The 19,282-nt window shown below is 65.8% G+C and carries 19 protein-coding genes; 8 read left to right on the forward strand and 11 right to left on the reverse strand.

What is annotated here, in order from left to right; genetic code table 11:
- Positions 1-52: 52 nt before the first annotated feature.
- From ACR65K_RS00900 to ACR65K_RS00915, 4 genes are all read right to left on the reverse strand, one after another.
- Positions 53-2,182, reverse strand: a complete 2,130-nt coding sequence (locus ACR65K_RS00900; RefSeq protein ID WP_440150986.1) for a beta strand repeat-containing protein — start codon at positions 2,180-2,182, stop codon at positions 53-55.
- Positions 2,179-2,682 carry a hypothetical protein gene (locus ACR65K_RS00905; RefSeq protein ID WP_440150987.1) on the reverse strand — a complete coding sequence of 168 codons (504 nt, stop codon included), beginning with the start codon at positions 2,680-2,682 and terminating at the stop codon, positions 2,179-2,181. The genes ACR65K_RS00900 and ACR65K_RS00905 overlap by 4 nt, the downstream gene beginning before the upstream one ends.
- A 1-nt stretch (position 2,683) precedes the next feature.
- A complete protein-coding gene (locus tag ACR65K_RS00910) occupies positions 2,684-3,820 on the reverse strand; it encodes a COG1470 family protein (RefSeq protein WP_440150988.1) in 1,137 nt (378 codons plus the stop codon).
- A gap of 78 nt (positions 3,821-3,898) precedes the next feature.
- Positions 3,899-4,354, reverse strand: coding sequence for a hypothetical protein (locus ACR65K_RS00915; protein WP_440150989.1), 456 nt, complete (start codon positions 4,352-4,354; stop codon positions 3,899-3,901).
- Between the two features lie 586 nt (positions 4,355-4,940).
- Here ACR65K_RS00915 and ACR65K_RS00920 point away from each other — a divergent pair.
- Complete coding sequence (locus ACR65K_RS00920) at positions 4,941-5,993, forward strand: transposase (RefSeq protein ID WP_440150990.1); 1,053 nt, start codon at positions 4,941-4,943, stop codon at positions 5,991-5,993.
- A 20-nt stretch (positions 5,994-6,013) separates the two neighbouring features.
- Here ACR65K_RS00920 and ACR65K_RS00925 read toward each other — a convergent pair whose 3' ends face one another.
- The 3 genes from ACR65K_RS00925 to ACR65K_RS00935 form a co-directional block, all read right to left on the reverse strand.
- Positions 6,014-6,478, reverse strand: a complete 465-nt coding sequence (locus ACR65K_RS00925) for an Lrp/AsnC family transcriptional regulator (protein WP_056329293.1) — start codon at positions 6,476-6,478, stop codon at positions 6,014-6,016.
- A gap of 164 nt (positions 6,479-6,642) precedes the next feature.
- A complete protein-coding gene (locus tag ACR65K_RS00930) occupies positions 6,643-6,885 on the reverse strand; it encodes a hypothetical protein (protein ID WP_440150992.1) in 243 nt (80 codons plus the stop codon).
- 378 nt (positions 6,886-7,263) lie between these two features.
- Complete coding sequence (locus tag ACR65K_RS00935) at positions 7,264-7,878, reverse strand: ArsR/SmtB family transcription factor (protein ID WP_440150993.1); 615 nt, start codon at positions 7,876-7,878, stop codon at positions 7,264-7,266.
- A gap of 278 nt (positions 7,879-8,156) precedes the next feature.
- On the opposite strand from ACR65K_RS00935, the gene pdhA reads away from it, so the two are divergent.
- From pdhA to ACR65K_RS00965, 6 genes are all read left to right on the forward strand, one after another.
- Entirely contained in the window at positions 8,157-9,386 is a 1,230-nt protein-coding gene (gene pdhA / locus ACR65K_RS00940) for a pyruvate dehydrogenase (acetyl-transferring) E1 component subunit alpha (protein ID WP_440150994.1), read from the forward strand.
- A complete protein-coding gene (locus tag ACR65K_RS00945) occupies positions 9,383-10,504 on the forward strand; it encodes an alpha-ketoacid dehydrogenase subunit beta (RefSeq protein WP_440150995.1) in 1,122 nt (373 codons plus the stop codon). The genes pdhA and ACR65K_RS00945 overlap by 4 nt, the downstream gene beginning before the upstream one ends.
- Before the next feature lie 2 nt (positions 10,505-10,506).
- Complete coding sequence (locus tag ACR65K_RS00950; RefSeq protein ID WP_440150996.1) at positions 10,507-12,054, forward strand: dihydrolipoamide acetyltransferase family protein; 1,548 nt, start codon at positions 10,507-10,509, stop codon at positions 12,052-12,054.
- A gap of 110 nt (positions 12,055-12,164) precedes the next feature.
- A complete protein-coding gene (locus tag ACR65K_RS00955) occupies positions 12,165-12,470 on the forward strand; it encodes a hypothetical protein (protein WP_440150997.1) in 306 nt (101 codons plus the stop codon).
- Between the two features lie 408 nt (positions 12,471-12,878).
- Complete coding sequence (locus ACR65K_RS00960) at positions 12,879-13,664, forward strand: glycoside hydrolase family 16 protein (RefSeq protein WP_440150998.1); 786 nt, start codon at positions 12,879-12,881, stop codon at positions 13,662-13,664.
- A 389-nt stretch (positions 13,665-14,053) separates the two neighbouring features.
- The gene (locus ACR65K_RS00965) at positions 14,054-15,490 is read left to right on the forward strand and encodes an FAD-dependent monooxygenase (protein ID WP_440151000.1); all 1,437 of its coding nucleotides are present in this window, start codon (positions 14,054-14,056) and stop codon (positions 15,488-15,490) included.
- A 19-nt stretch (positions 15,491-15,509) separates the two neighbouring features.
- Here ACR65K_RS00965 and ACR65K_RS00970 read toward each other — a convergent pair whose 3' ends face one another.
- Positions 15,510-15,926 carry a VOC family protein gene (locus ACR65K_RS00970; RefSeq protein WP_440151001.1) on the reverse strand — a complete coding sequence of 139 codons (417 nt, stop codon included), beginning with the start codon at positions 15,924-15,926 and terminating at the stop codon, positions 15,510-15,512.
- A gap of 100 nt (positions 15,927-16,026) precedes the next feature.
- Positions 16,027-16,764 carry an ANTAR domain-containing protein gene (locus ACR65K_RS00975; RefSeq protein ID WP_440151002.1) on the reverse strand — a complete coding sequence of 246 codons (738 nt, stop codon included), beginning with the start codon at positions 16,762-16,764 and terminating at the stop codon, positions 16,027-16,029.
- 144 nt (positions 16,765-16,908) lie between these two features.
- On the opposite strand from ACR65K_RS00975, the gene ACR65K_RS00980 reads away from it, so the two are divergent.
- Entirely contained in the window at positions 16,909-18,186 is a 1,278-nt protein-coding gene (locus tag ACR65K_RS00980) for an acyltransferase family protein (RefSeq protein ID WP_440151003.1), read from the forward strand.
- Between the two features lie 19 nt (positions 18,187-18,205).
- Here ACR65K_RS00980 and ACR65K_RS00985 read toward each other — a convergent pair whose 3' ends face one another.
- Both ACR65K_RS00985 and ACR65K_RS00990 read right to left on the reverse strand, forming a co-directional pair.
- Complete coding sequence (locus tag ACR65K_RS00985) at positions 18,206-18,934, reverse strand: cation diffusion facilitator family transporter (protein WP_440151004.1); 729 nt, start codon at positions 18,932-18,934, stop codon at positions 18,206-18,208.
- Positions 18,931-19,257 carry an ArsR/SmtB family transcription factor gene (locus ACR65K_RS00990; RefSeq protein ID WP_440151005.1) on the reverse strand — a complete coding sequence of 109 codons (327 nt, stop codon included), beginning with the start codon at positions 19,255-19,257 and terminating at the stop codon, positions 18,931-18,933. The genes ACR65K_RS00985 and ACR65K_RS00990 overlap by 4 nt, the downstream gene beginning before the upstream one ends.
- Positions 19,258-19,282: the final 25 nt, after the last annotated feature.

A 19,282-nucleotide genomic window follows, 5' to 3' on the forward strand; every position in this document is an offset into this window, starting at 1 on the left:
ACCACGCTGTCGCCGGGAGGTCCCGGCGAAACGCGCGGTCTTGGAGTCGTCGCTAACCCAAACCCGACTTCGCCGTAATGGGCGCGGTGAACGAAGCAGTCGCGATCAGGTTTCCTGCCGCATCGGTAACCGTCTGCGGCGGGAAGTACGTCGGCTGTCCTGTGGCGACCCCTGAGTTCAGGGTGCCGGCACCCGAACTGCCGTTCGGTGCGTTGCCAAACGTGACAACAAGCGCATTGTTCGTGGAGTCCCAAATGACGCTGGAAGCTGTTCCCTGGGCTCCGAAGGTGGCATTGGCACCGGACAGATAGTTGCCACCCAGAGTGACCGTGCCGAGCGTGCAGCCGCTGAATGCAAGGTTCAATGTGTCATTGGTTCCGGTGTCAGAAATCGTCGCTGTGCCAGTCAGGGAGGTCCCGGTCCAGCTGGAGCAAAATTTGGTCAGATCCAGCTTTTCCGAGTAGGTGAGGGTAACGGTGTCCCCGGGATCGGCGGAGGCCTTGCTGGTGTTGGTTGAGCCGCCGTTAGTCAGCTTCACTCCGGTAACGGTCGGCGCCGCCGTGTCCTTTGTCGTCGTAGCCGCGGCAGTGGCCGTGCCCGTATTGCCTGCCGCGTCGGTGGCGGAGGCTGTGAAGGTCAGGGTGCCCTCTTTCAAACTGGAGAGGTCCATCGTCGTCGACCAGGAGGCACCGGAAGGCGTGATTGTTTTGGTCAGGGGGTTGAACGCAACGTCACGGACGGTGATGTTGACGGGGAGTCCCGCATCACCCGTTCCATTGATCAGGACCGAGGTGGCGGTGCTGCTGTTGACGAACATCGGGGCCGTGATGGTCAGAACCGGGGCCACCGTGTCTTTTGTGTCGGAGGCTGTGACGGTTGCGCTGGTGTTGCCGGCGGCGTCCTTGACGGTCACGTAGTAGGTGATCGTCCCATCTTTGAGGGAGCCGAGGTCCAGGTTCAGTGACCAGGAGCCGCCGTTAGCAGCCGCAGTGCCCGTCACCGGAGCGGCAGACCCCGGGCTCGTGGCCGTAACGGTCACGGACGCCCCGGCTTCGGCACTACCCGAAACAAGAACTGCAGCAACACTTCCGCTGGTCACGTACGACGGCACGTTCAAGCCCTGCGCCGGGGCCGGAGCGACGGTGTCTTTTGTGCCTGTGGCCGTCCCTCTGGCGCCCGTGTTGCCGGCCGGGTCAGTGGCGGTGGCCGTGTAGGTGACCGTGCCCTGGTCCAGGCTGCTCACGTCGGGGCTGGCGGACCAGGCTCCCGCGTCGGAGGCGGTGGCTGTTGTGGTGACGGAGTGGGCGGCGCCCGCGTCACTGGTAACGAGGGTGATCCTGGCACCGGCTTCCGCCGTTCCCGTGACCGGAACTGCGGCGACATTGGCGGAGTTCACGTAGGCCGGAACGGTGAGCGAAGGCACGGCCGGGGCCTGGCTGTCGATCCACACCGCCTGTGTCTGTGCCGCGCTGGCGTTGCCGGCGTTGTCGGTGGCGAAGTAGGAGATGGTGTGCGTCCAGTCGCCCGTGACGGAAATGGTCGCAATGGTGCCATTCACGGTCTGCTTCGCGCCGCCGTCGACCGCGTAGGTAATGGAGGCGACGCCCGAACCGGCCGGTCCGTCGTCGGCAGTGATGGTCACCGTGACCGGGCTGGTTGTGTTCCAGCCGGCAGCGTTCGGGGTGGGCGCCAGGCTGGAGACCCAGGCTACCGGGGCGGTGGAGTCACTGCTGACGCCGGTGCTGCGCGGGCTCTCTGCGCCGGTCCACAGCGCGATGGTAGGGGTGACGCTGTAGTACCAGATGCCGCCGGGGACGTTCTGTTCCGTGCACGTAAGTGTGGTGACCGTCCCTGCGCATCCGCCTGTCGCCTGCGTTCCGGTGCCACCCGTGGCAGCCGCGTACCTGGTGACCGTGTAGCCCGTGGCTGCACGGCCGTTCACGGTGGTGCCGGCTGCCCAGCTGACGCTGAGTGAGGCGCCGTTGGCGGTGACGGCGGGCTTGGCTCCCGGGGACAGGGCGTCCGCCGCGGCCGTGGCGTTGTTGCTGCTGGTGGTGGAGGCCCAGAAGCCGTAGGCGGCGGTGGCCGTGCCGAGCAGGAGCAGGACCGCGGTGGCAATCCACGCCAGCCGTCCTGAAGGGAGGCGGAGGCCGAACGGCATCTTCCGGATGGCGATGCTCATTTGCGCACCTCCGCTGTGACGGGGAGGTGGAAGGTGGCGCCCTGGCAGGCTGCGAGTGAGGTGGTATCCATGGCGGCCGATCCTGGAAGGGTGAGCAGGGTGGACGAGTTTGCCGGAATGTTGGTGGCCGGTGACAGCGGTGCGGCGGTTCCGGTGAAGCTGACGCCGGTGGTGGTGCAGCCGGAATGCGCGGTGTCCGCCGTGGCCGGGCCGTTGGCGGTGACACTGTAGACCTGCACGGAGTAGGGATTGGGGTTGGTGAGGCGGAGTACGACGTCGGCAGTGCCGCCGGGAACGAGCGCCGCCTGCGGGCCGTCCCCGGCTACGAGCGCTTCCACCGTGACGACCTGCATGGTGCCGGCGGCTGCAGAACCTGTGCCCGTTCCGCCTGCGGTCCAGAAGGCGTAGGCGCTTCCGGCGCCTGCGGCCATCAGTGTTCCCGCGAGGGCCGCTGCCTTGAGGGCACGTCCGGCCCTGGCAGTCCTGGTGCTGGTGATCATCTCAGTTCCCCTGTCCTGATCCCGAGTACGCCAGCTGGAGGGTGGCACCCTTGCAGCCGTCCTGGTTGGCGGACGTGTCCAGCATTCCCACATTGGGCCACGCAGTCTGGGTGACGCGGAGGCCGGAAAGGGAAGTGTTGCCGGCCGGTACCGTCAGCGGGTAGGGGCCGCTGTACTGGGTGACGGTGAAGTCCGCCGTGGTGCAGGGGAGGTTCCTGGCCGCGGCGTCCGCGCTGCGGGTGACCCCAGCCACCGCCACCGAAATGTTGGTCAGTGCCAACGCCTTGTTGTTGGGGTTGTTGATCTGGAGGTCCAGGGCGGCCGACGTGCCGGGGGACAGGGTTCCGGGGAGGTTGCCGGAGAGGACGAACTGCTTGATGGTGGCGTCCAAAACCAGCTGCACGTTCGCGTAGGCGTACTGCGACTTCCCGCTGGAATCCTTGCCCGTCCCGACTAAGTACAGGCTGTAGCTTCCGGTGGGGGACGCGGCCGTGGTTGCCACCTGCAGTGTGGTGGAGGTGCCGGTCACCGGATTGGGCGAGAACGATGCCGTGGCGCCGGAGGGAAGTCCGCCCAGGATGCTGAAGGTGACCGGGCCGGAGAGGTTGTTCCGGGTGAGCTGCAGTGTGTACACCGCGGTGGCGCCCGGCGGGACCGACAGGGAATCCGGCGAGGCGGCGACGGAGATCGCCGAGGAGATCTTGTAATTGACGGTGAGGCCGGCGGCCACGCTGCCGGAGACCTTGCCGCTGGTGCCGGTGATGGTCAGGGAGCTGGTGCCCGGAGGGGTGGTGGTGGCGCTGGAGACGGTCAGGGTTGAGGTTGCGGTGCTTCCGGAGTTAAGGGTGACGGACGACGCCGTGAAGGCACCTGCCGCTCCGGCCGGCAGTCCCGCAGTGGCCAGGTTGACCGCCCCGGTGAAGCCGCCGGTGGACGTGACGGTCACCGTGTAGGCGGCGGCCTGGCCCTGTTGGACGGACTGGCTGGCAGGGGAGACCTGCACCGTGATGCCCGGCTTGGGATTGTTAGCCGCCGCGATCAGCGCCCCCGCGCTGGCCAGCACCAGCAGCAGCGCCACCAGCGCAGCCTTGATACTCGTCCGCGTACCGCGCCGCGGATGTCCGTCCCTGTTGTGCACCCCGTGCCCCTTCCACTTTGGTGCGGTTGACGACAAGCAGGGGACGGGGTTTTCACCCGTCCCCGGCCCGCTCGTTTGTTAGTTGCTGCCGACCGTCACCGTGATGGTGGCGCCCTTGCAAGCGCTCTGGTCAACGGTTGCGCTGTCATTGAGGGTGAGCGTTCCGCTGCCCAGTGGCGTAGTCGTTGCGTTGGCAGGAACATTCGTGGCGCCGCCGGGAGCGGTCGCCGAGAACCAGCCCGGCAGGCATCCGGCGTCGCTGGTCGTGACTACGGGATCGGCCAATGTCACCTGGGTGTTACTGGCGTTCGGGTTGGCGGCCGTGTACGTGATGGCCTTGGGCGTACCGGGAGCCACGCCCGGCGCCACCGTCACATTGATGGTGACGGGCGAGGTGGATGACTGGGCGGCAGCTGAGCCGTTACCTGATCCCGTGGTGCTCCAGTAGGCGTAGGCGGCGCCACCGCCGACGGCCACCAGAGCAGCGGAAGCGGCAACAGCGGCGATCTTGTTCTTCTTGGTCATTGGGCGCATGGAAAGACTCCTAGTAAGTGTGATTGAGAACCCGTTCCCCCATGAGCGGCCCCATCCAGGTGCCTTTCGGTGGATCGATGACCCAATACTCGCGGGACCGAAATAGGCACAACAACACGTACCGATACCCGACTTTGCAGGCACTCGCTGTTTCCACTACTTGGATGGGCCCGCCATTACTCGCATCTCCGCTGGGGCCCTGACCTGCAGAAATTGCCGTGGAGCCCGGGAACTCAGGGCAGGGGACGCATAACGAGTAGCGCCTGGAAATAGGCCAGAAAACGCCGCTGACCTCGCTCGCGAGCGTTCACATGTGGAGGATTAGCGAGAGTCTACTTCTTCAAAAACCAGGAACTGTCGTCATCGCTCGCGTGACCGGAATTCGACTCCGATCTTCTGCCACGGACCTGCCTTGCCGCGGTTACACCAGCCAGTGCCGGGCTTATGGCTTAGTCCTGACGCGCAGAGCTTATATCCCCCAATATCCTGCCGCGCACCCCCATTTGCTGTCCTTTTATCTAGCTCCCGAAACCGCGTCGGGTGCATAGTGGTTCTAGCCGGGGGCACTAGGAGTTAGGAGTGCTTGGTGGGGGACGAAGAGCAGCGCCGAAAAGCAGTCTCGGCAGTGCTGGATAACGGAATGACGCAGGTATCCGTTTCCAAGCAACACGGCATCACGCTTCACCGTTTGCGCGTATGGCTCGCGGAGGAGCGAGCCCGCCGGGCGCATCTTGCAGATGTGGAACGCTATCGTGCCAGGGAATCTACCGAGGCGCGGCTCCAGCGCCTGACGGCCGAGTGGGCGCAACACGAGGTCCAGCCCGGACAAATCTCGGAAGGGCTAAAGAAGGCGGCCAAGGTGCACGTCTTCTTCGACTACATCATTGGCGGCCCAATTTTGGTGATTGCCGCCATCCTTGGCCTATTGCTTTCGCTTTTTTCTGTGCTGATTATTCTCGACTTCTTCAAGCTAGCCATGAACGGCTGGTATGCCGCAGCCATGTCCCTCTTCGCCGGTTTAGCTGACCTGCTGCTCGTCGTAAGCATTTGGTCTCTTGCCCAGTATTTCAAGGGCTTAATCTTCAGGTCTTTCGCGCCCTTCTCATATGCAGTGTTCAATCTCCAGCAAGCTTGGCTGCTGTTGGAGAAGCGCCAAGAGGCGCTCTTTGCCGCGCCCAGCAGTGAGCAGGACAAAATTGACCGGCATACGATTACCAAGGGGATAGGCAGGGCCGTCCATGTTCTGGACGCAACGCGACGGTCGGGGCGTGACCACGGCTCGCGGATCAGCAGACGCAACGAGCGAAACGCCCGCCGAAAGGTTGCTGCCTATGTTGCCAAAGCGGAGGAACTGCTGTGGGACAAAGGGCGTCCTGGTCGACTGCAGGCGATCAACGTACTGCAGATTGCTGCCTACGAAACCGTGCTGCGGAAGTGGACCCTGCACGATTTTAATGAGGTTGCCGATCCTGAGCCCATCTCAGTTTGGCGGCGACGGATCTCGCCATTCCTGAAAGGAGCAGCCGCATTTGGTGGAGCGCTCGGACCTATTGCATGGCAGGTTTTCGGTGCAGAGGATCAAAGCCCAGGTCACTTCATTCGGGTGTACCTTCAGAGCCGCGGCTTACTGGATCAGTAGTGTGAAGCAGTTCTGACTTATTAGCGAGTATCCACGTCTTCAAAAACAAGGAATGTCTGGGTATCCAGCACGCCGGGCATGGTCTGCAGTTGGTCGAAGATGACCCGGCGGAGGTCGATGTTGTCCACGGCACGGACCAGCAGGATCACGTCGAAGTCGCCGCCCACCAAGGCAATGTGGTGCACCTCCGGAATGGCGCCGAGCTGGTCCCGCAGTTCGCGCCAGGAGTCCTGTTTCAGCTTCAGCGTCACGTACGCCGAGGACTTCAGCCCGGCCTTGATGGGATCCACCAGCGCCGTGAACCGGGTCAGCACCCCGTCGCCGGTCAGCCGGGCAATCCGGCTGTACGCATGCGCACGGGAGATGTGCACGTTCTCCGCTACCTGCGTCACGGACATCCGGCCGTCCCGGGTGAGTTCACTGATGATTCGCCGGTCTATCTCGTCCAGCGCCACCTGATCGCTGCCGGCATCCTTGCCCGCCATTGTGCCCACTCCCGCCGTAACCCGGATCGCTGCAAATCGTCTCCCATACTAGGCAGATTTGAGCAGCGTCTCCGATGCAGAGCCAGGCGGCGGATACGAAACAGGCCCCCAGCGGAGCATGGGGACGAATAATGCCTACTTTAGGACGGCGGTCGCTGCACCTGTCAGGAGCGTGCGGAAGGGGACGCTCCGGGGTGGGACTCGAACTGCTCAGCGGCGCCCCGAATAAAATCGCAGTCGCTGGGGGAGAGGATCGTCTCACCGTGCCGGTCCTGTTCCAGCTGGGCTCCGGTGCTCTTCATGATGCCTGCCGCGACAGTGCGGGGAAGGATGGTGCATCCGGGATTCTCCACCAGCCACTGCCGCGTTTCGACGTCGAGCTGGTCCCACAACTTTTGTATTTCCATAACGAATGCCCCACCTGTCACTTTGTTGAGGAAATGCAGCCCCGCCAGGATGTCCCGGGACGGTGCGTATTGGACGTTGGCTGAAGAGTTGGCCCCCAATGAGAGGCGGAGGGGACCACGCTGTCCCCTCCGCAACCATCCCCGCAGCAGCAACCCCCAACGGGCTGAAACCCGGCACCTGTTGCGGAGCCTTTCCCCTGTAGGAGCGGAAAGCGGGATTTGACGCAAAGACATATTCGTCAATTCCCTGACATCCGAGTGTGCCCCTTGAGTCATCAGAGGTCAACGAAATTCTTCGAGATGACGGACAAGTAGGGACTAAAGTCCCGGTTGCAAAAAACGCCACGAAAGGCCAAAAGTGGCCCCAACCCTGCGGCGTCAGGCGTTGCTGCTGGCCTGTTCGCTGCGGAGCTCGTCCAGGGCGGCCTCCAGCAGGGTCATGTGGCAGGTCCTCGCCGTCATGATGAGGCGTCCGGCTGCCGCCTCTGAGCTGCAGCCGGTGCGGTCGGCTATGGCCCGGCACGCGTCCGCGATCACCGAACGCGACACCAGCGCTGTTTCCGGCGCCGAGATCCGATCGCCCCATGTGGCCGAGAATGGCTCCTCCTCCGGCAGCGGACCAAGGGAGCTGAGGGCGGCCGTTGTCCGGGCGTGCAGGACGGACCGGGCGGCGGCGAGCAGTTCGGCGGCCTCCGGGTAGGCCAGCCGGTACACCAGGCGGCCGCCGGAGCGGGCGCAGTCAATCAGTTGCTGCGCGCGCATCTGCGCCAGGTGCCGGGACAGGTGGGAGGGTTTCACACCGGTGCGCTCGCAGACCTCGGGGATCGACAACTCGCCCTGGGAGAGCAGCTCCAGGATGGTGGCGCGGACCGGATGCGCCACGGCCTTGAACACCTCCGCTGCGGCGGACATTGAGGGCCCAGCGAAACCGCCATCAACAGACTGGTCCGCCGTGGAGTGATAGCGCTCAACACCAATGTCGTAGTTGTTCATGCCGCCTGGCTCCTTTCGGTTTCGGCTCCCATTATCTGACGTGATCCGGTTCATGTCCCATGGCTGCCGGAAAAATAATTGCGGCCCGGCAGGCGCGCCCGGATGTCGCCACCGCCGATTTGTCCACAACCCCCGCCCGTAACCCGCGTCACAGTTGCAAATCGTCTTCCGGAACAGCCCTCTGTGCGCAGCTTCTCCACGATTTGCTGAGGTGCTGGATACGAAACCTGCTTCAGGACAATACTGGGAACGAATAGTGGCTACCGAAGGACGGACCAATGACGATCTCCGCAGACCACACCGCGCCGCACAGCACCAGCACGGAAGCAGCAGAGAATGCGCTGACGGAAGCTGTGAAGAAGTTCGGCATCACGGTGGAGGATTACATGCTCCCCGCCCGCCACCAGATCCAGATGGTGGACCCGGACGGCCGGCTTATCCCGGAAAGTGAGCAGGGCACCCAGCCCGGCCACGAATACCCTGTGCCCGGCGATGACGAACTGCTGGCAGCGTACGAACGCCTCGTCGTCGGCCGCCGCGTCAACGACCAGAACTCCGCCCTGGTCCGGCAGGGCCGCATGGCCGTCTACCCCTCCAGCCACGGCCAGGAAGCCTGCCAGGTGGCCGCCGCCCTGTGCCTCTCCGACGCCGACTGGATGTTCCCCACCTACCGGGACGCCGTGGCCGTGATGACCCGCGGCGTGGACCCCGTGCAGGTGATGACTATCTTCCGCGGCGACTGGCACGGCGGCTACGACCCCCTCAAATACAAGGTGGGCATTCAGTGCACCCCGCTAACCACCCAGCTGCTGCACGCCGTGGGCGTGGCCCACGCCGCCAAGCTCCGCGGCGAAGACACCGTGGTGCTGGCCATGTGCGGCGACGGCGCCACCAGCGAAGGCGACTTCCACGAAGCGCTGAACTTCGCTGCCGTCTTCCACCTGCCGGTGATCTTCTTCGTCCAGAACAACAAGTACGCCATCTCGGTGCCGCTGGCACACCAGTCCGTGGCGCCGTCGCTGGCGCACAAGGCCGTGGGCTACGGCATGGCCGGCGAACGCGTGGACGGCAACGATGTGGTGGCGCTCCTCGCCGTCCTGGACCGCGCCGTCAAACTCGCCCGCGAAGGCTCCGGCCCGCTGCTGGTGGAAGCCAACACCTACCGCATGCAGGCCCACACCAACGCCGACGACGACACCCGCTACCGCGAAAGCGCTGAAGTTGCGGAGTGGCGGGCCAAGGACCCGGTCAACCGGATGCGCACGTACCTGACGGACCGCGGTTTGTTGGACGACGACGGCGAGGCGCGGATCCGCGAAAAGGCGGAAGCAGTTGCCACCCAACTGCGCGAAGGCCTCAGCGAGGACGTGCCCGTGGACCCGCAGGAGCTCTTCCGCCACGTCTTCTCCGCGCCCACTCCCCAGTTGAAGGAACAGTCCGCCATGCTCGCCGACGAGCTCGCCCGCGACGCTGCAGCATCGTCTTCAGATCAGGAGGCCGGCAAGTGAGCCCCACCATCACCACCTCCTCGGAGGCCAACGGCAACGTCTCTGCCGCCACGGCCCGGGCCGCAGCCTCCGCCGCCGCGTCCGCCGAAGCAGCCGGCCCCCAGCCTGTCACCATGGCCAAGGCACTCAACACGGCCCTGGCCGACGCCATGCACGCCGACTCCTCCGTCCTGGTCTTCGGCGAGGACGTGGGCATGCTGGGCGGCGTCTTCCGCATCACCGACGGCCTCACCGCCACGTTCGGCGAGCAGCGCTGCTTCGACACCCCGCTGGCCGAATCCGGCATCGTGGGCATGGCCGTGGGCATGGCCATCAACGGGATGCGCCCGGTGATCGAAATGCAGTTCGACGCATTCGCCTACCCGGCGTTTGAACAGATCGTCAGCCACGTGGCCAAGATGCACAACCGCACCAAGGGCGCCGTGAAGCTCCCCATGGTCATCCGCATCCCCTACGGCGGCGGCATCGGGGGAGTGGAGCACCACTGCGACTCCTCCGAGTCCTACTACGCCCACACCGCCGGCCTGAAGGTCTACACTCCGGCCACCGTGGCGGACGGGTACCGGATGCTCCGCGAGGCCATCGACTCGGACGATCCCGTGGTGTTCATGGAACCCAAGAAGATGTACTGGACAAAGGACTCGGTGGACCTGGGCGAGCTGCGCCGGCTCCATGAACGTCCTGGGGACGGCACGACGGCGGGACTTGGCTCTGAGGGGCGTGCCGCCGTCGCGCGTCCCGGCACGGACGCCACGCTGATTGCCTACGGCCCGTCCGTCCCCACCGCTTTGGCTGCGGCCGAGGCCGCTGCTTTGGAGGGGCGGTCACTGGAAGTCATCGACGTGCGCACCATCGTCCCGTTCGATGACGACACCGTATGCGCGTCCGTCCGCAAGACCGGCCGGGCCGTGGTGATCGCCGAGGCGCATGGCTTCGCGTCCGTGTCCTCCGAGATCGTGGCCCGGGTCCAGGAGCGCTGCTTCCACTATCTGGCCGCCCCCATCCGCCGCGTCACCGGATTCGACGTCCCCTACCCGGCACCCAAACTCGAGAAGTACTACCTGCCCGGCGTGGACCGCATCCTCGACGCCGTTGACGACCTTCAGTGGGAGAACTGACCATGAGCGAACCACGCGTGTTTTTGTTGCCCGACCTGGGCGAGGGCCTCACCGAAGCCGAACTGGTGGCCTGGCATGTTTCCGTTGGCGACGAGATTGCCGTTGACCAGCCGATCGCCGAGGTGGAGACCGCCAAGTCCGCCGTGGAGGTGCCGTCCCCGTATGCCGGGATCGTGGCCGAGCTGCATGGGAAGCCGGGCGAGACCCTGGACGTGGGGAAGCCGCTGATCTCGGTCACGCCTCTCCCGGAACTCGTCCCTGCAGGTGGTGCCAGCGCGGATGATGCCGCCCCCGCCCCTTCGCCGGACGGCCATGCTGCAAGCAGCATGCCGTCCGCCTCAGGAAGGCCCGATGCCACTCCCGGGGCGGCATCATCCGCGTCGACTGAGGCGGAAACGTATCGCGAGGAGGAAAAGGCCGGATCCGGCAATGTCTTGATCGGGTATGGCACTCCCGGTGGCCACGGCGTTGCCCGGCGCACCCGTGCCCCCAAAACCTCCGTTTCTGTGCTCGAGCCGCAGGAAACCAAACCTGCCCAGCCCACGGAAGACGACCTCACCCTCCTGCGCACGCGCGTGCCCGGGAAACTTGGCGCCGTCATCTCGCCGCTGGTCCGGCGCATGGCCCGGGAGCACGGCGTCGATCTCGGTGACATCTCCGGCTCCGGCGACAGCGGCCTCATCATGCGCCGCGACGTTGAGGCTGCGCTCCGGACGACGGCGCCCGCGGCAACCCCCGACGCCAAACCCGAACAAGCCAAGCCAGCGGAAACCAGGCCTCTCGAGAAACCAGCAAGTGCGCCGCTGGAAGCGCAGGCAGCCAAGGGCGTGGATGCCCGCACCGGGCTTCCCATTGCCGCCCGCACCCCGGTCCGCGGAGTCCGCAAGGCCGTGGCCGCCAATATGGCCCGCAGCCGCTCGGAGATTCCGGAAGCAACCGTGTGGGTGGACGTGGATGCCACCGCCCTGATGGAACTCCGCGGGGAACTCAAGGCCAACGGCGCCGAGGTTCCCGGCCTGCTGGCGTTCATCGCGCGGTTCGTCACTGCGGGGCTGAAAAAGTACCCGGAGCTGAACACGCGGATCGAAACCGCTGGGGACGGGTCCCAGGAAATCGTCGCGTTTGACGGCGTCAACCTCGGCATCGCCGCGCAGACCGACCGGGGCCTTGTGGTGCCCTCGGTCCGGGCCGCGGAGAAGCTGACCGCCCGGGAACTGGACGCGGAGATCCGGCGCCTCACCGACGTCGCACGCCAGGGCAAGGCGACCCCTACGGAACTGGGCAGCGGCACCTTCACGCTGAACAACTACGGCGTGTTCGGGGTGGACGGGTCCGCGGCGATCATCAACCACCCGGAAGTGGCCATCGTCGGCGTCGGCCGGATCATCGACAAGCCGTGGGTGGTCAAGGGCGAGCTGGCGGTGCGCAAGGTCACCGAGCTGACCCTGACGTTCGACCACCGCGTGTGCGACGGCGGCACAGCAGCAGGCTTCCTCCGCTTCGTGGCGGACGCCATCGAAAACCCGACGTCGCTGCTGGCTGATATCTGATCCAGGGCCAAAATGTCAGGAAATGATCATCCTGCAGACACCCGGGAGTCAGCTTGCGCAGGAAACATATGAGACAGGGGGATCCTTAAGCCATTAGGAAAGGACCAGTCGTGACTCGTTATGACCGCCGCATCGTCGGATCCTGCCGGGAACTCGCCTCGGGTGATGGCATCGAGGCCTTTTACCAGGGCACCTTGATGCATCGTGGCCCGGTGACGGATACCGATCCGGATTACGGGCTGTTTTGGATTCTGGATACTTTGACGGGAAGCAAGTGCCTGATTGATACGTTCGAACTCGATATTGTGCGGATTCCGCCGCCCTCCGTCGGATCCGGGCCCTTTTTGCGGAGCCACAGATCAGGGAACGTAGAGCCCGCAACGTCCTATTGGCGCGAGGTATCCACCCCTGGCTGACGGCCCTTCACCCCCGCACCTACCCAACGGGTAGCCCCCTATAGTCCAGGGACGGAAATATGAGTACCCACTACTCGTGACCCCCTAATGGCCTCGTCCGTAGGCTGTGTCGAATAGGGGGACAAGGCTCCCGTGCAATGCCTTGGGGAAGGAGCGGAACTTTTGAAGAGGAATCAGCGTCGCGCATGGACCTGCGCCGTCCTCGTCATGGTGATGACGCTTTTATCGGCCGTGGCATGCGGGGACCTCAGAGGCGCTCCGGGCGCGTCGCCGCCCCAGGCTACGGACCCGGAGAGTACAACCTCCAGTCCTACACAGCCGGCAACAGACCAGGCTTCCCCAGCGTCCGAATCCGCGGAGCCCTCCCCGGCGTCCGAACCCGCACAGCCCTCGACAGACAAGCCGGCCTTGACCCCCGAGCCTTCCGCGGCCGCAGACCCTGCTGCCGCCTCCGAAGCCATGCCGGTGGGCGACCTACCCGGCTGGACGCAGGTCTTTGCGGAGGACTTCACCGAGGGAGACGTGGGCCTTGGCGGATTCCCCGGCCCCGTCTACGGCGCCCGGTGGAGCGAGAACTACTTTGACGGCACGCCGGACACGGCTGCACAACAGCAACCCAAAGGCCAGCGCACGTCCGGTTATTACCCGACGAAGGTCCTGAGTGTCCATGACGGCTTTATGGACATGTTCCTGCACTCGGAAAATGGCGTGGCAATGGGCGCGGCTCCGTCGCCCAAACTTTTTGGAGCCAACCAGCGGCCCTACAACAGCCTGGTGTACGGGCGCTATTCGGTGCGGTTCAAGGCGGACGTCCTGCCGGGCTTCAAACTGGCATGGCTCCTGTGGCCGGACAGCAAGAATTGGCCCGCGGATGGGGAGATCGATTTTCCCGAGGGTGACCTGTCAAAGGTCATGTACGCCGCCGTGCATGGCCTGGAAAACGGCATCCACGACAATGAGGTCCTCCGTCCCAACGTGCCATACGGGGACTGGCACACAGCAACCACGGAGTGGCGTGCCGACGGCATCGAATTCTTCCTCGATGGAAAGTCGTTGGGCGTTTCCAGGAGGTTCACGCCCACCAATCCCATGCATTACATCCTGCAGACCGAGTCCTGTGGGCCAGTGTGCCCATCGCCGGAAACCAGCGGGCACGTCCTGGTTGACTGGGTGGCCATTTGGGCAAAGTCCTAGCCACGGCGGTCCCGGGGACAGGCTCACTTCCCTGATGGCACGACGGCGGCCCCGCGCCGCCGTCGTGCCTCTTGAGTTTTTTCGCCTGAGGGTCTTTACGCACCGGCCGGACGTTATTAAAGTGGGTTGGGTCATAGTCCGGATGGGCGCGAGGGGCGTCCGGGAAGGGGGAGTGCATCACCGCTGACCGTTACCTACAGACAAATGACCACTACGTTGAAGGCCCCTCCTAGGAGGGGCCTTCCCTTTGCCCCGGCCCCGCGCCGTCGTACAAGTTGCGCAGGAAATCCCCTTCCATTTCCAAAGTACCCCGCCGTGGGGGCCTTGCCGCAAGGCCCCGGGAGTGGCGCATACTGGCGGTCGGCTAATTGGTGATGGAGGGGGACGGCATGCATGACGTGGTGATTGTGGGGAGCGGGCCCACGGGGTTGATGCTGGCGGGCGAGCTGCGGCTGGCCGGGGTGGACGCGGTTGTCCTGGAGCGGCGGGAGTCGCAGGAGCTGGCGGGCTCGCGCGGCGGCGGCATCCATGCACGGACCCTTGAACTGCTGGACCAGCGCGGCATCGTGGACAGGTTCCTCGCTGAGGGCAAAACGATGAACGCCGCCACGTTCGGCAACACCCCGCTGGACCTGGGCGCGCTGCCCACGCGCCATCCGTACACGCTGGCGCTGTTCCAGAACCACATCGAGCGGCTGCTGCTCCAGTGGGTGGAAGAGCTGGGCGTGCAGGTCCGCCGCGGCGTGGAAGTCACCAACGTGCGGGAGGACGACGGCGGCGTGGACGTCCAGCTGGCCGCCGGCGGATCCCTGCGGGCCCGGTACGTTGTGGGCACCGACGGCGGGCGGAGCACGGTGCGGCGCTCGGCCGGCATCGCGATGGTGGGCCCGGACGCCAGCCGGAGCGGCCTGATCGCCGAGGTGAAGGTGGCCGGCGAGCCTGTCCAACAGGGAAAGGTGGACGCCCGCGGCATCCACGGGCTGTACCCGATGGGGGACGGCACGGTCCGCGTGGTGGTGACCGAGGCCGTGCTGGGCCCGGCCACGGAGCCCACGCTCGCGGACCTGCGGCAGGCGCTGACCGACGTGTTCGGCACCGACTTCGGCGTGCACAGCCCCACCTGGCTCTCGCGCTTCACGGACGCCACCCGCCAGGCGGAGTCCTACCGGAAGGGCAGGGTGCTGCTGGCCGGCGACGCAGCACACGTGCACTCACCCACGGGCGGGCTGGGCATCGGTCTGGGCGTGCAGGACGCCGTCAACCTTGGCTGGAAGCTGGGGCAGGTGGTCCGCGGCAGCGCCGGCGGGGAACTACTGGACACCTACCACGCTGAACGCCATCCGGCGGGGGAGCGGGCGCTGAAGTACACCATGGCGCAGTCCCTCTTCCAGAAGGCCGACCCCCGGCAGGAGGCCCTGCGCGACCTGCTCGGTGAGGTGCTCCGCGTGGAGGGAGCGGGCGAGCCCATCGCCGCACTGGTCACCGGGCTCGACGTCGCCTATGACCTGGGGTCCGGCCACCCGCTCCTGGGGCGCCGGATGCCGGACCTGGACATCACCACCGCCTCGGGGCCGGCCCGGGTGTACGGGTTGCTGCACCAGGCTGAGACCCTGCTGCTGGACTTCAGCGGGCAGGAGCTGGCTGCGGGCGTTTCCACCGGGAGGGTCAGGCACGTTCGGGCAAGGTACGACGGCGCGTGGCAGCTTCCAGTGCTGGGCCCGGTACCAGCGCCCACGGCAGTCCTGGTCCGGCCCGACGGGTACGTGGCCTGGGTGGGCGACGGCTCAGCGGATGGGCTTGCCGGGGCCCTCGACACGTGGTGCTGAGGGGCTGCCCGGGCCCGGGCTACTGCTTGGGGCCGGCGATGTTCACCAGCCACTGGACGCCGAATTTGTCCGTGCACATGCCAAAGGAGTCACCCCAGATGGCCGTTTGGAGCGGCATTGTCACGGTGCCGCCGTCGGACAGCTTCTCCCAGTAGCCCCTCAGTTCTGCGTCGTCGTCGCCGCTGAGGGACACACTGAACGTGTTTCCGGGGGAATAGTCCATGCGCTGCGGCGTGTCCGACGCCATCAGGGTGAAGCCCGACGGCGTGTCCAGCTGCGCGTGCATGACCAGTTGGTCTTCGGAAGGATCCTGGCTGGCCTGAAATTCTGCGAACGTGCCGATGTTCAGTTCGCCGCCAAAGACGTCCTTATAGAACTCCATGGCTTCACGGGCATTGTTGCGAAAGCTCAGGTAGGGATTAAGTTGCGTGGGCATGCGGGAAACTCCTTAGAAGGCGGACACCGTTGTCGGCACGCGTCATGCTAACAGGGGGCTCCCTGAGCGGGAAGGGGCCGCGGGGGCGGAGCGGAAGCCCTCAGTCGTCGAAGTACGCTTCCGCCGCTCCTTGGCCTGCAAACCGGTCCACCAACGTCTGGGCCAGATCGTTGAGCTTTTGATTCCTGGTGTTCGAAGCGTTGCGGAGAAGCTGGAAGGCAGCCTCCTTGCTGCACTTGCTTTGGGCCATGATGATCCCGCAGGCGAGGTCAATGACGGTCCTGGTGTCCATGGCCGCTTTCAGGTGTTCGGCACGCTGGTCCGCTGACACGATCCGGACGGCGAGCCGCAGCGCTTTTCCCGCCATCCCGGCGAACCTGACCCCATCGGCCACCGCCTGCTCACTGAAGCGCCCGCTGACCGGAGCGAAAAAGTCCAGGACGGCCCCGGCGTCGTCATCCAGTTTCATGGGGATGCCCAGGGCGCTGGCAATTCCCGCCGCGGACAGGGCGCTGCGGTAATCCGGCCAGCGCCGGTCGGACGAAACATCCCCCAGGAGGACGGGAACGCCGCTTTCCAAAGCGTCCACGCAGGGACCGTCCCCCAGCGTTTGTTCAATCCGGTCAAGGACTATGGCCGTGCCGCTGCTGCCGCCAATGGTGGCTGAGCGCTTGCGCCGGTGCAGCGTGACAGCACATTCGATGGGTACTCCCGTGGTGCCGGTCATGGTGGCCGCCGCCACCTCCGTCAGGCCGTCGAGGACCGATTTGATGTCCTCCATGCCGGCCACCAGATCCACAAGCTGCTCAAGGTCGTCTGCCATGTCCTGATCCGCCATCTGCTCAATCTAGAAGCAGCGGGGACCGGCCACAAGGCACGGATTTTTGGTCGTCCTGCCAGCGTTCATCCAGCCTGCGTCCAGCGCAGTTATGGAAACGTTATATATGATTGCTTGGTGGTTTTGAGGTCAAGCAGCGGAATTTTGCCAGCACAGGAACGCGCGGCGGCGCCCGGAACAGGGCTGATCGCCGGGCGCAAGCACGCCTTGGACGGGCTCCGGACGGTCGCCGTAGCGGGTGTGTTCTTCTTCCACACGGCCACGGACTCGATGCCGGGCGGATCCATCGGCGTGGACGTGTTCTTCACGCTGAGCGGCTTTGTGATCACGCTGCTGATCATGAAGGAACGGATCGCCACCGGCCGGCTGCACCTGGGCATCTTCTACGCCAAGCGCCTTGCCCGGCTCTGGCCGGCGCTGCTGGCGCTCTGCGCGGTGATTCTCGCCGTCGGATTCGTGTTCCCGGCCTCCGGCTGGGGCGGGCAGGCGGGCTTCGTCCTCCCCGCCGCCGCCTACGTGATGAACCTGGCCCACTTTGGCATGTTCGGCGACTCCATTGCCGGTGAAACCCTCGGCCCCACCTGGACCCTCGCCGTCGAAGAGCAGTTCTATCTCGTGTGGCCGCTGCTCCTGCTGGCGATGCTCCGCTTCTGGAAAGTCCGTACCACAGCCCTGGTCACCGCGGCCCTGGCCGCCATCTTCGTGCTGAACCGGTTCCTGATGGTGAACGCCGGCGAGCCGCTGGACCGCATTTACAACGGGCCGGACACCCGCGCGGACGAGCTGCTGATCGGCTGCGCGCTGGCCCTCCTGTTTACTGCCGTGCGGCACGGTTCGCGGCTGCACCTCACCCTGGCATCTGCAGCGCGCTGGGGCGCCCCGCTGGCCGGGATCACCCTGGTGGCCGCACTGTTCCTGCTCAAGGAACCGGACACCCCCGGCGACTGGTTCAACGTGTTCTGGACATTCGGGCCCGCGGCGCTCGCCTTATTGTCCGCGGTGCTGATCGGCTCCCTGGTGCTCCAGCCGGCCGGCTTCCTCTCACGCATCCTCAGCCATCCCTGGCTTGCCCGCCCCGGCCGCGACCTGTCCTACGGCATGTACCTCTGGCACCTGCCGGTCTACCTGCTGCTGATGCCCCTGATCCCGGCGCTGCCGCTCCGCATCGCGCTGACCGCAGTCCTTACCGTGCTGCTGGCTTACGCGTCCTTCCGCTTTGTTGAGCGGCCCCTCAGGCGCTGGGCGAACGAAAGGCTGGAGCCCGGCGTCGTGCGTTCACCTTCCGGGCCTTCACCTGCTGGGGTCTCCGCTGCTGGCCCTTCAACGCCTGGAGCTTCGACGCCGGGGCCTGCCGCCCCGGCAGGTGCTGCTGCCAGGCAGCCGGCGGCGGAACCCCGGCCTGCGGGACAGCTGGTCAACTGAGGCAGTCCCAGCTGCAGCGTCAGTCCTTCCGGAGGGTGGGCATGCCCAGGGGCTGCGGCGGGGCGGGGCTGGAGCAGTCGGAGCAGCAGGCGCTGTTCTCGGCTTCGTCCGCCTGTGCATGTGGAACGGCACAGCAGGCGTCGCCGCGCCAGGCGTTGATGCCTTCACGCACGGCGATGCCGGCGATCACCAGCGCCGCGCCTGCATCGGCCCACCACCATCCCAGGGTGCTGTTCAGGACCAGGCCCACCAGCAGGACGGCGGAGAGATAGGTGCACAGCAGCGTCTGCTTGGAATCGGCCACCGCCGTCCGCGAACCAAGTTCCCGGCCGGCCCGCCGCTGGGCCCAGGACAGGACCGGCATGACGGCCAGGCTAAGCGCCGCAATGAGGATGCCGGGCAGGGAGTGCTGGGCTTCCCCGCCGCCCGCCAGGGAACGGATGGAATCGATGGTCACGAAGGCGGCCAGGGCGAAGAACGAGACGGCAATGATCCGCAGGGTCAGATGCTCACGCCGCTCCGGGTCCTTGGCGGAGAACTGCCAGGACAGCGCCAGCGCGGAGGCTACCTCGATCACCGAATCCAGGCCGAAGCCGATCAGGGCGGAGGAATCGGCCACGCCGCCCGCCCACAGCGCCACGATGGCCTCGATGACGTTGTAGGTGATGGTGGCCGCCGCGAAAAGCCTGATCCGGCGGCTCAGCACTTGCCGGCGTTCTACTGTGGAGGAGTGGAGTGTGCCGGTCATGCGAAGCACTCCCCGTCCGGGGCGCAGCAGGCAGGGTCCACCGCGAGGACAACGTTGATCAGGTCTTTGATGGCATGGCCGATCCGGCCGTCCGCCAGCTCATAGCGGCTCCGCCGCCCATCCGGAACCGCCACCACCAGTCCGCAGCCACGCAAGCAGGTCAGATGGTTGGACATGCTCTGCCGGGACACCCCCAGGCTGTCCGCGAGGTCAGAGGGATAGGCCGGGGCTTCCGCGAGTGCCAGGAGCACGCGGGCGCGGGTGGGGTCCGATACGGCATAACCAAAGCGCGCCAGGACCGGAGCGTGGGTGAGGGTCTGCATGCCTTCTAAAGTACATCTACCGATG

This window comes from Arthrobacter sp. SAFR-179 (assembly GCF_059414945.1).

Coding starts and splice junctions, on each gene's coding strand:
- ACR65K_RS00900 (WP_440150986.1), bottom strand. CDS start 2,182: ATGAGCATCGCCATCCGGAAGATGCCGTTCGGCCTCCGCCTCCCTTCA.
- ACR65K_RS00905 (WP_440150987.1), bottom strand. CDS start 2,682: ATGATCACCAGCACCAGGACTGCCAGGGCCGGACGTGCCCTCAAGGCA.
- ACR65K_RS00915 (WP_440150989.1), bottom strand. CDS start 4,354: ATGCGCCCAATGACCAAGAAGAACAAGATCGCCGCTGTTGCCGCTTCC.
- ACR65K_RS00925 (WP_056329293.1), bottom strand. CDS start 6,478: ATGGCGGGCAAGGATGCCGGCAGCGATCAGGTGGCGCTGGACGAGATA.
- ACR65K_RS00930 (WP_440150992.1), bottom strand. CDS start 6,885: ATGGAAATACAAAAGTTGTGGGACCAGCTCGACGTCGAAACGCGGCAG.
- ACR65K_RS00935 (WP_440150993.1), bottom strand. CDS start 7,878: ATGAACAACTACGACATTGGTGTTGAGCGCTATCACTCCACGGCGGAC.
- pdhA (WP_440150994.1), top strand. CDS start 8,157: ATGACGATCTCCGCAGACCACACCGCGCCGCACAGCACCAGCACGGAA.
- ACR65K_RS00950 (WP_440150996.1), top strand. CDS start 10,507: ATGAGCGAACCACGCGTGTTTTTGTTGCCCGACCTGGGCGAGGGCCTC.
- ACR65K_RS00965 (WP_440151000.1), top strand. CDS start 14,054: ATGCATGACGTGGTGATTGTGGGGAGCGGGCCCACGGGGTTGATGCTG.
- ACR65K_RS00970 (WP_440151001.1), bottom strand. CDS start 15,926: ATGCCCACGCAACTTAATCCCTACCTGAGCTTTCGCAACAATGCCCGT.
- ACR65K_RS00975 (WP_440151002.1), bottom strand. CDS start 16,764: ATGGCGGATCAGGACATGGCAGACGACCTTGAGCAGCTTGTGGATCTG.
- ACR65K_RS00985 (WP_440151004.1), bottom strand. CDS start 18,934: ATGACCGGCACACTCCACTCCTCCACAGTAGAACGCCGGCAAGTGCTG.
- ACR65K_RS00990 (WP_440151005.1), bottom strand. CDS start 19,257: ATGCAGACCCTCACCCACGCTCCGGTCCTGGCGCGCTTTGGTTATGCC.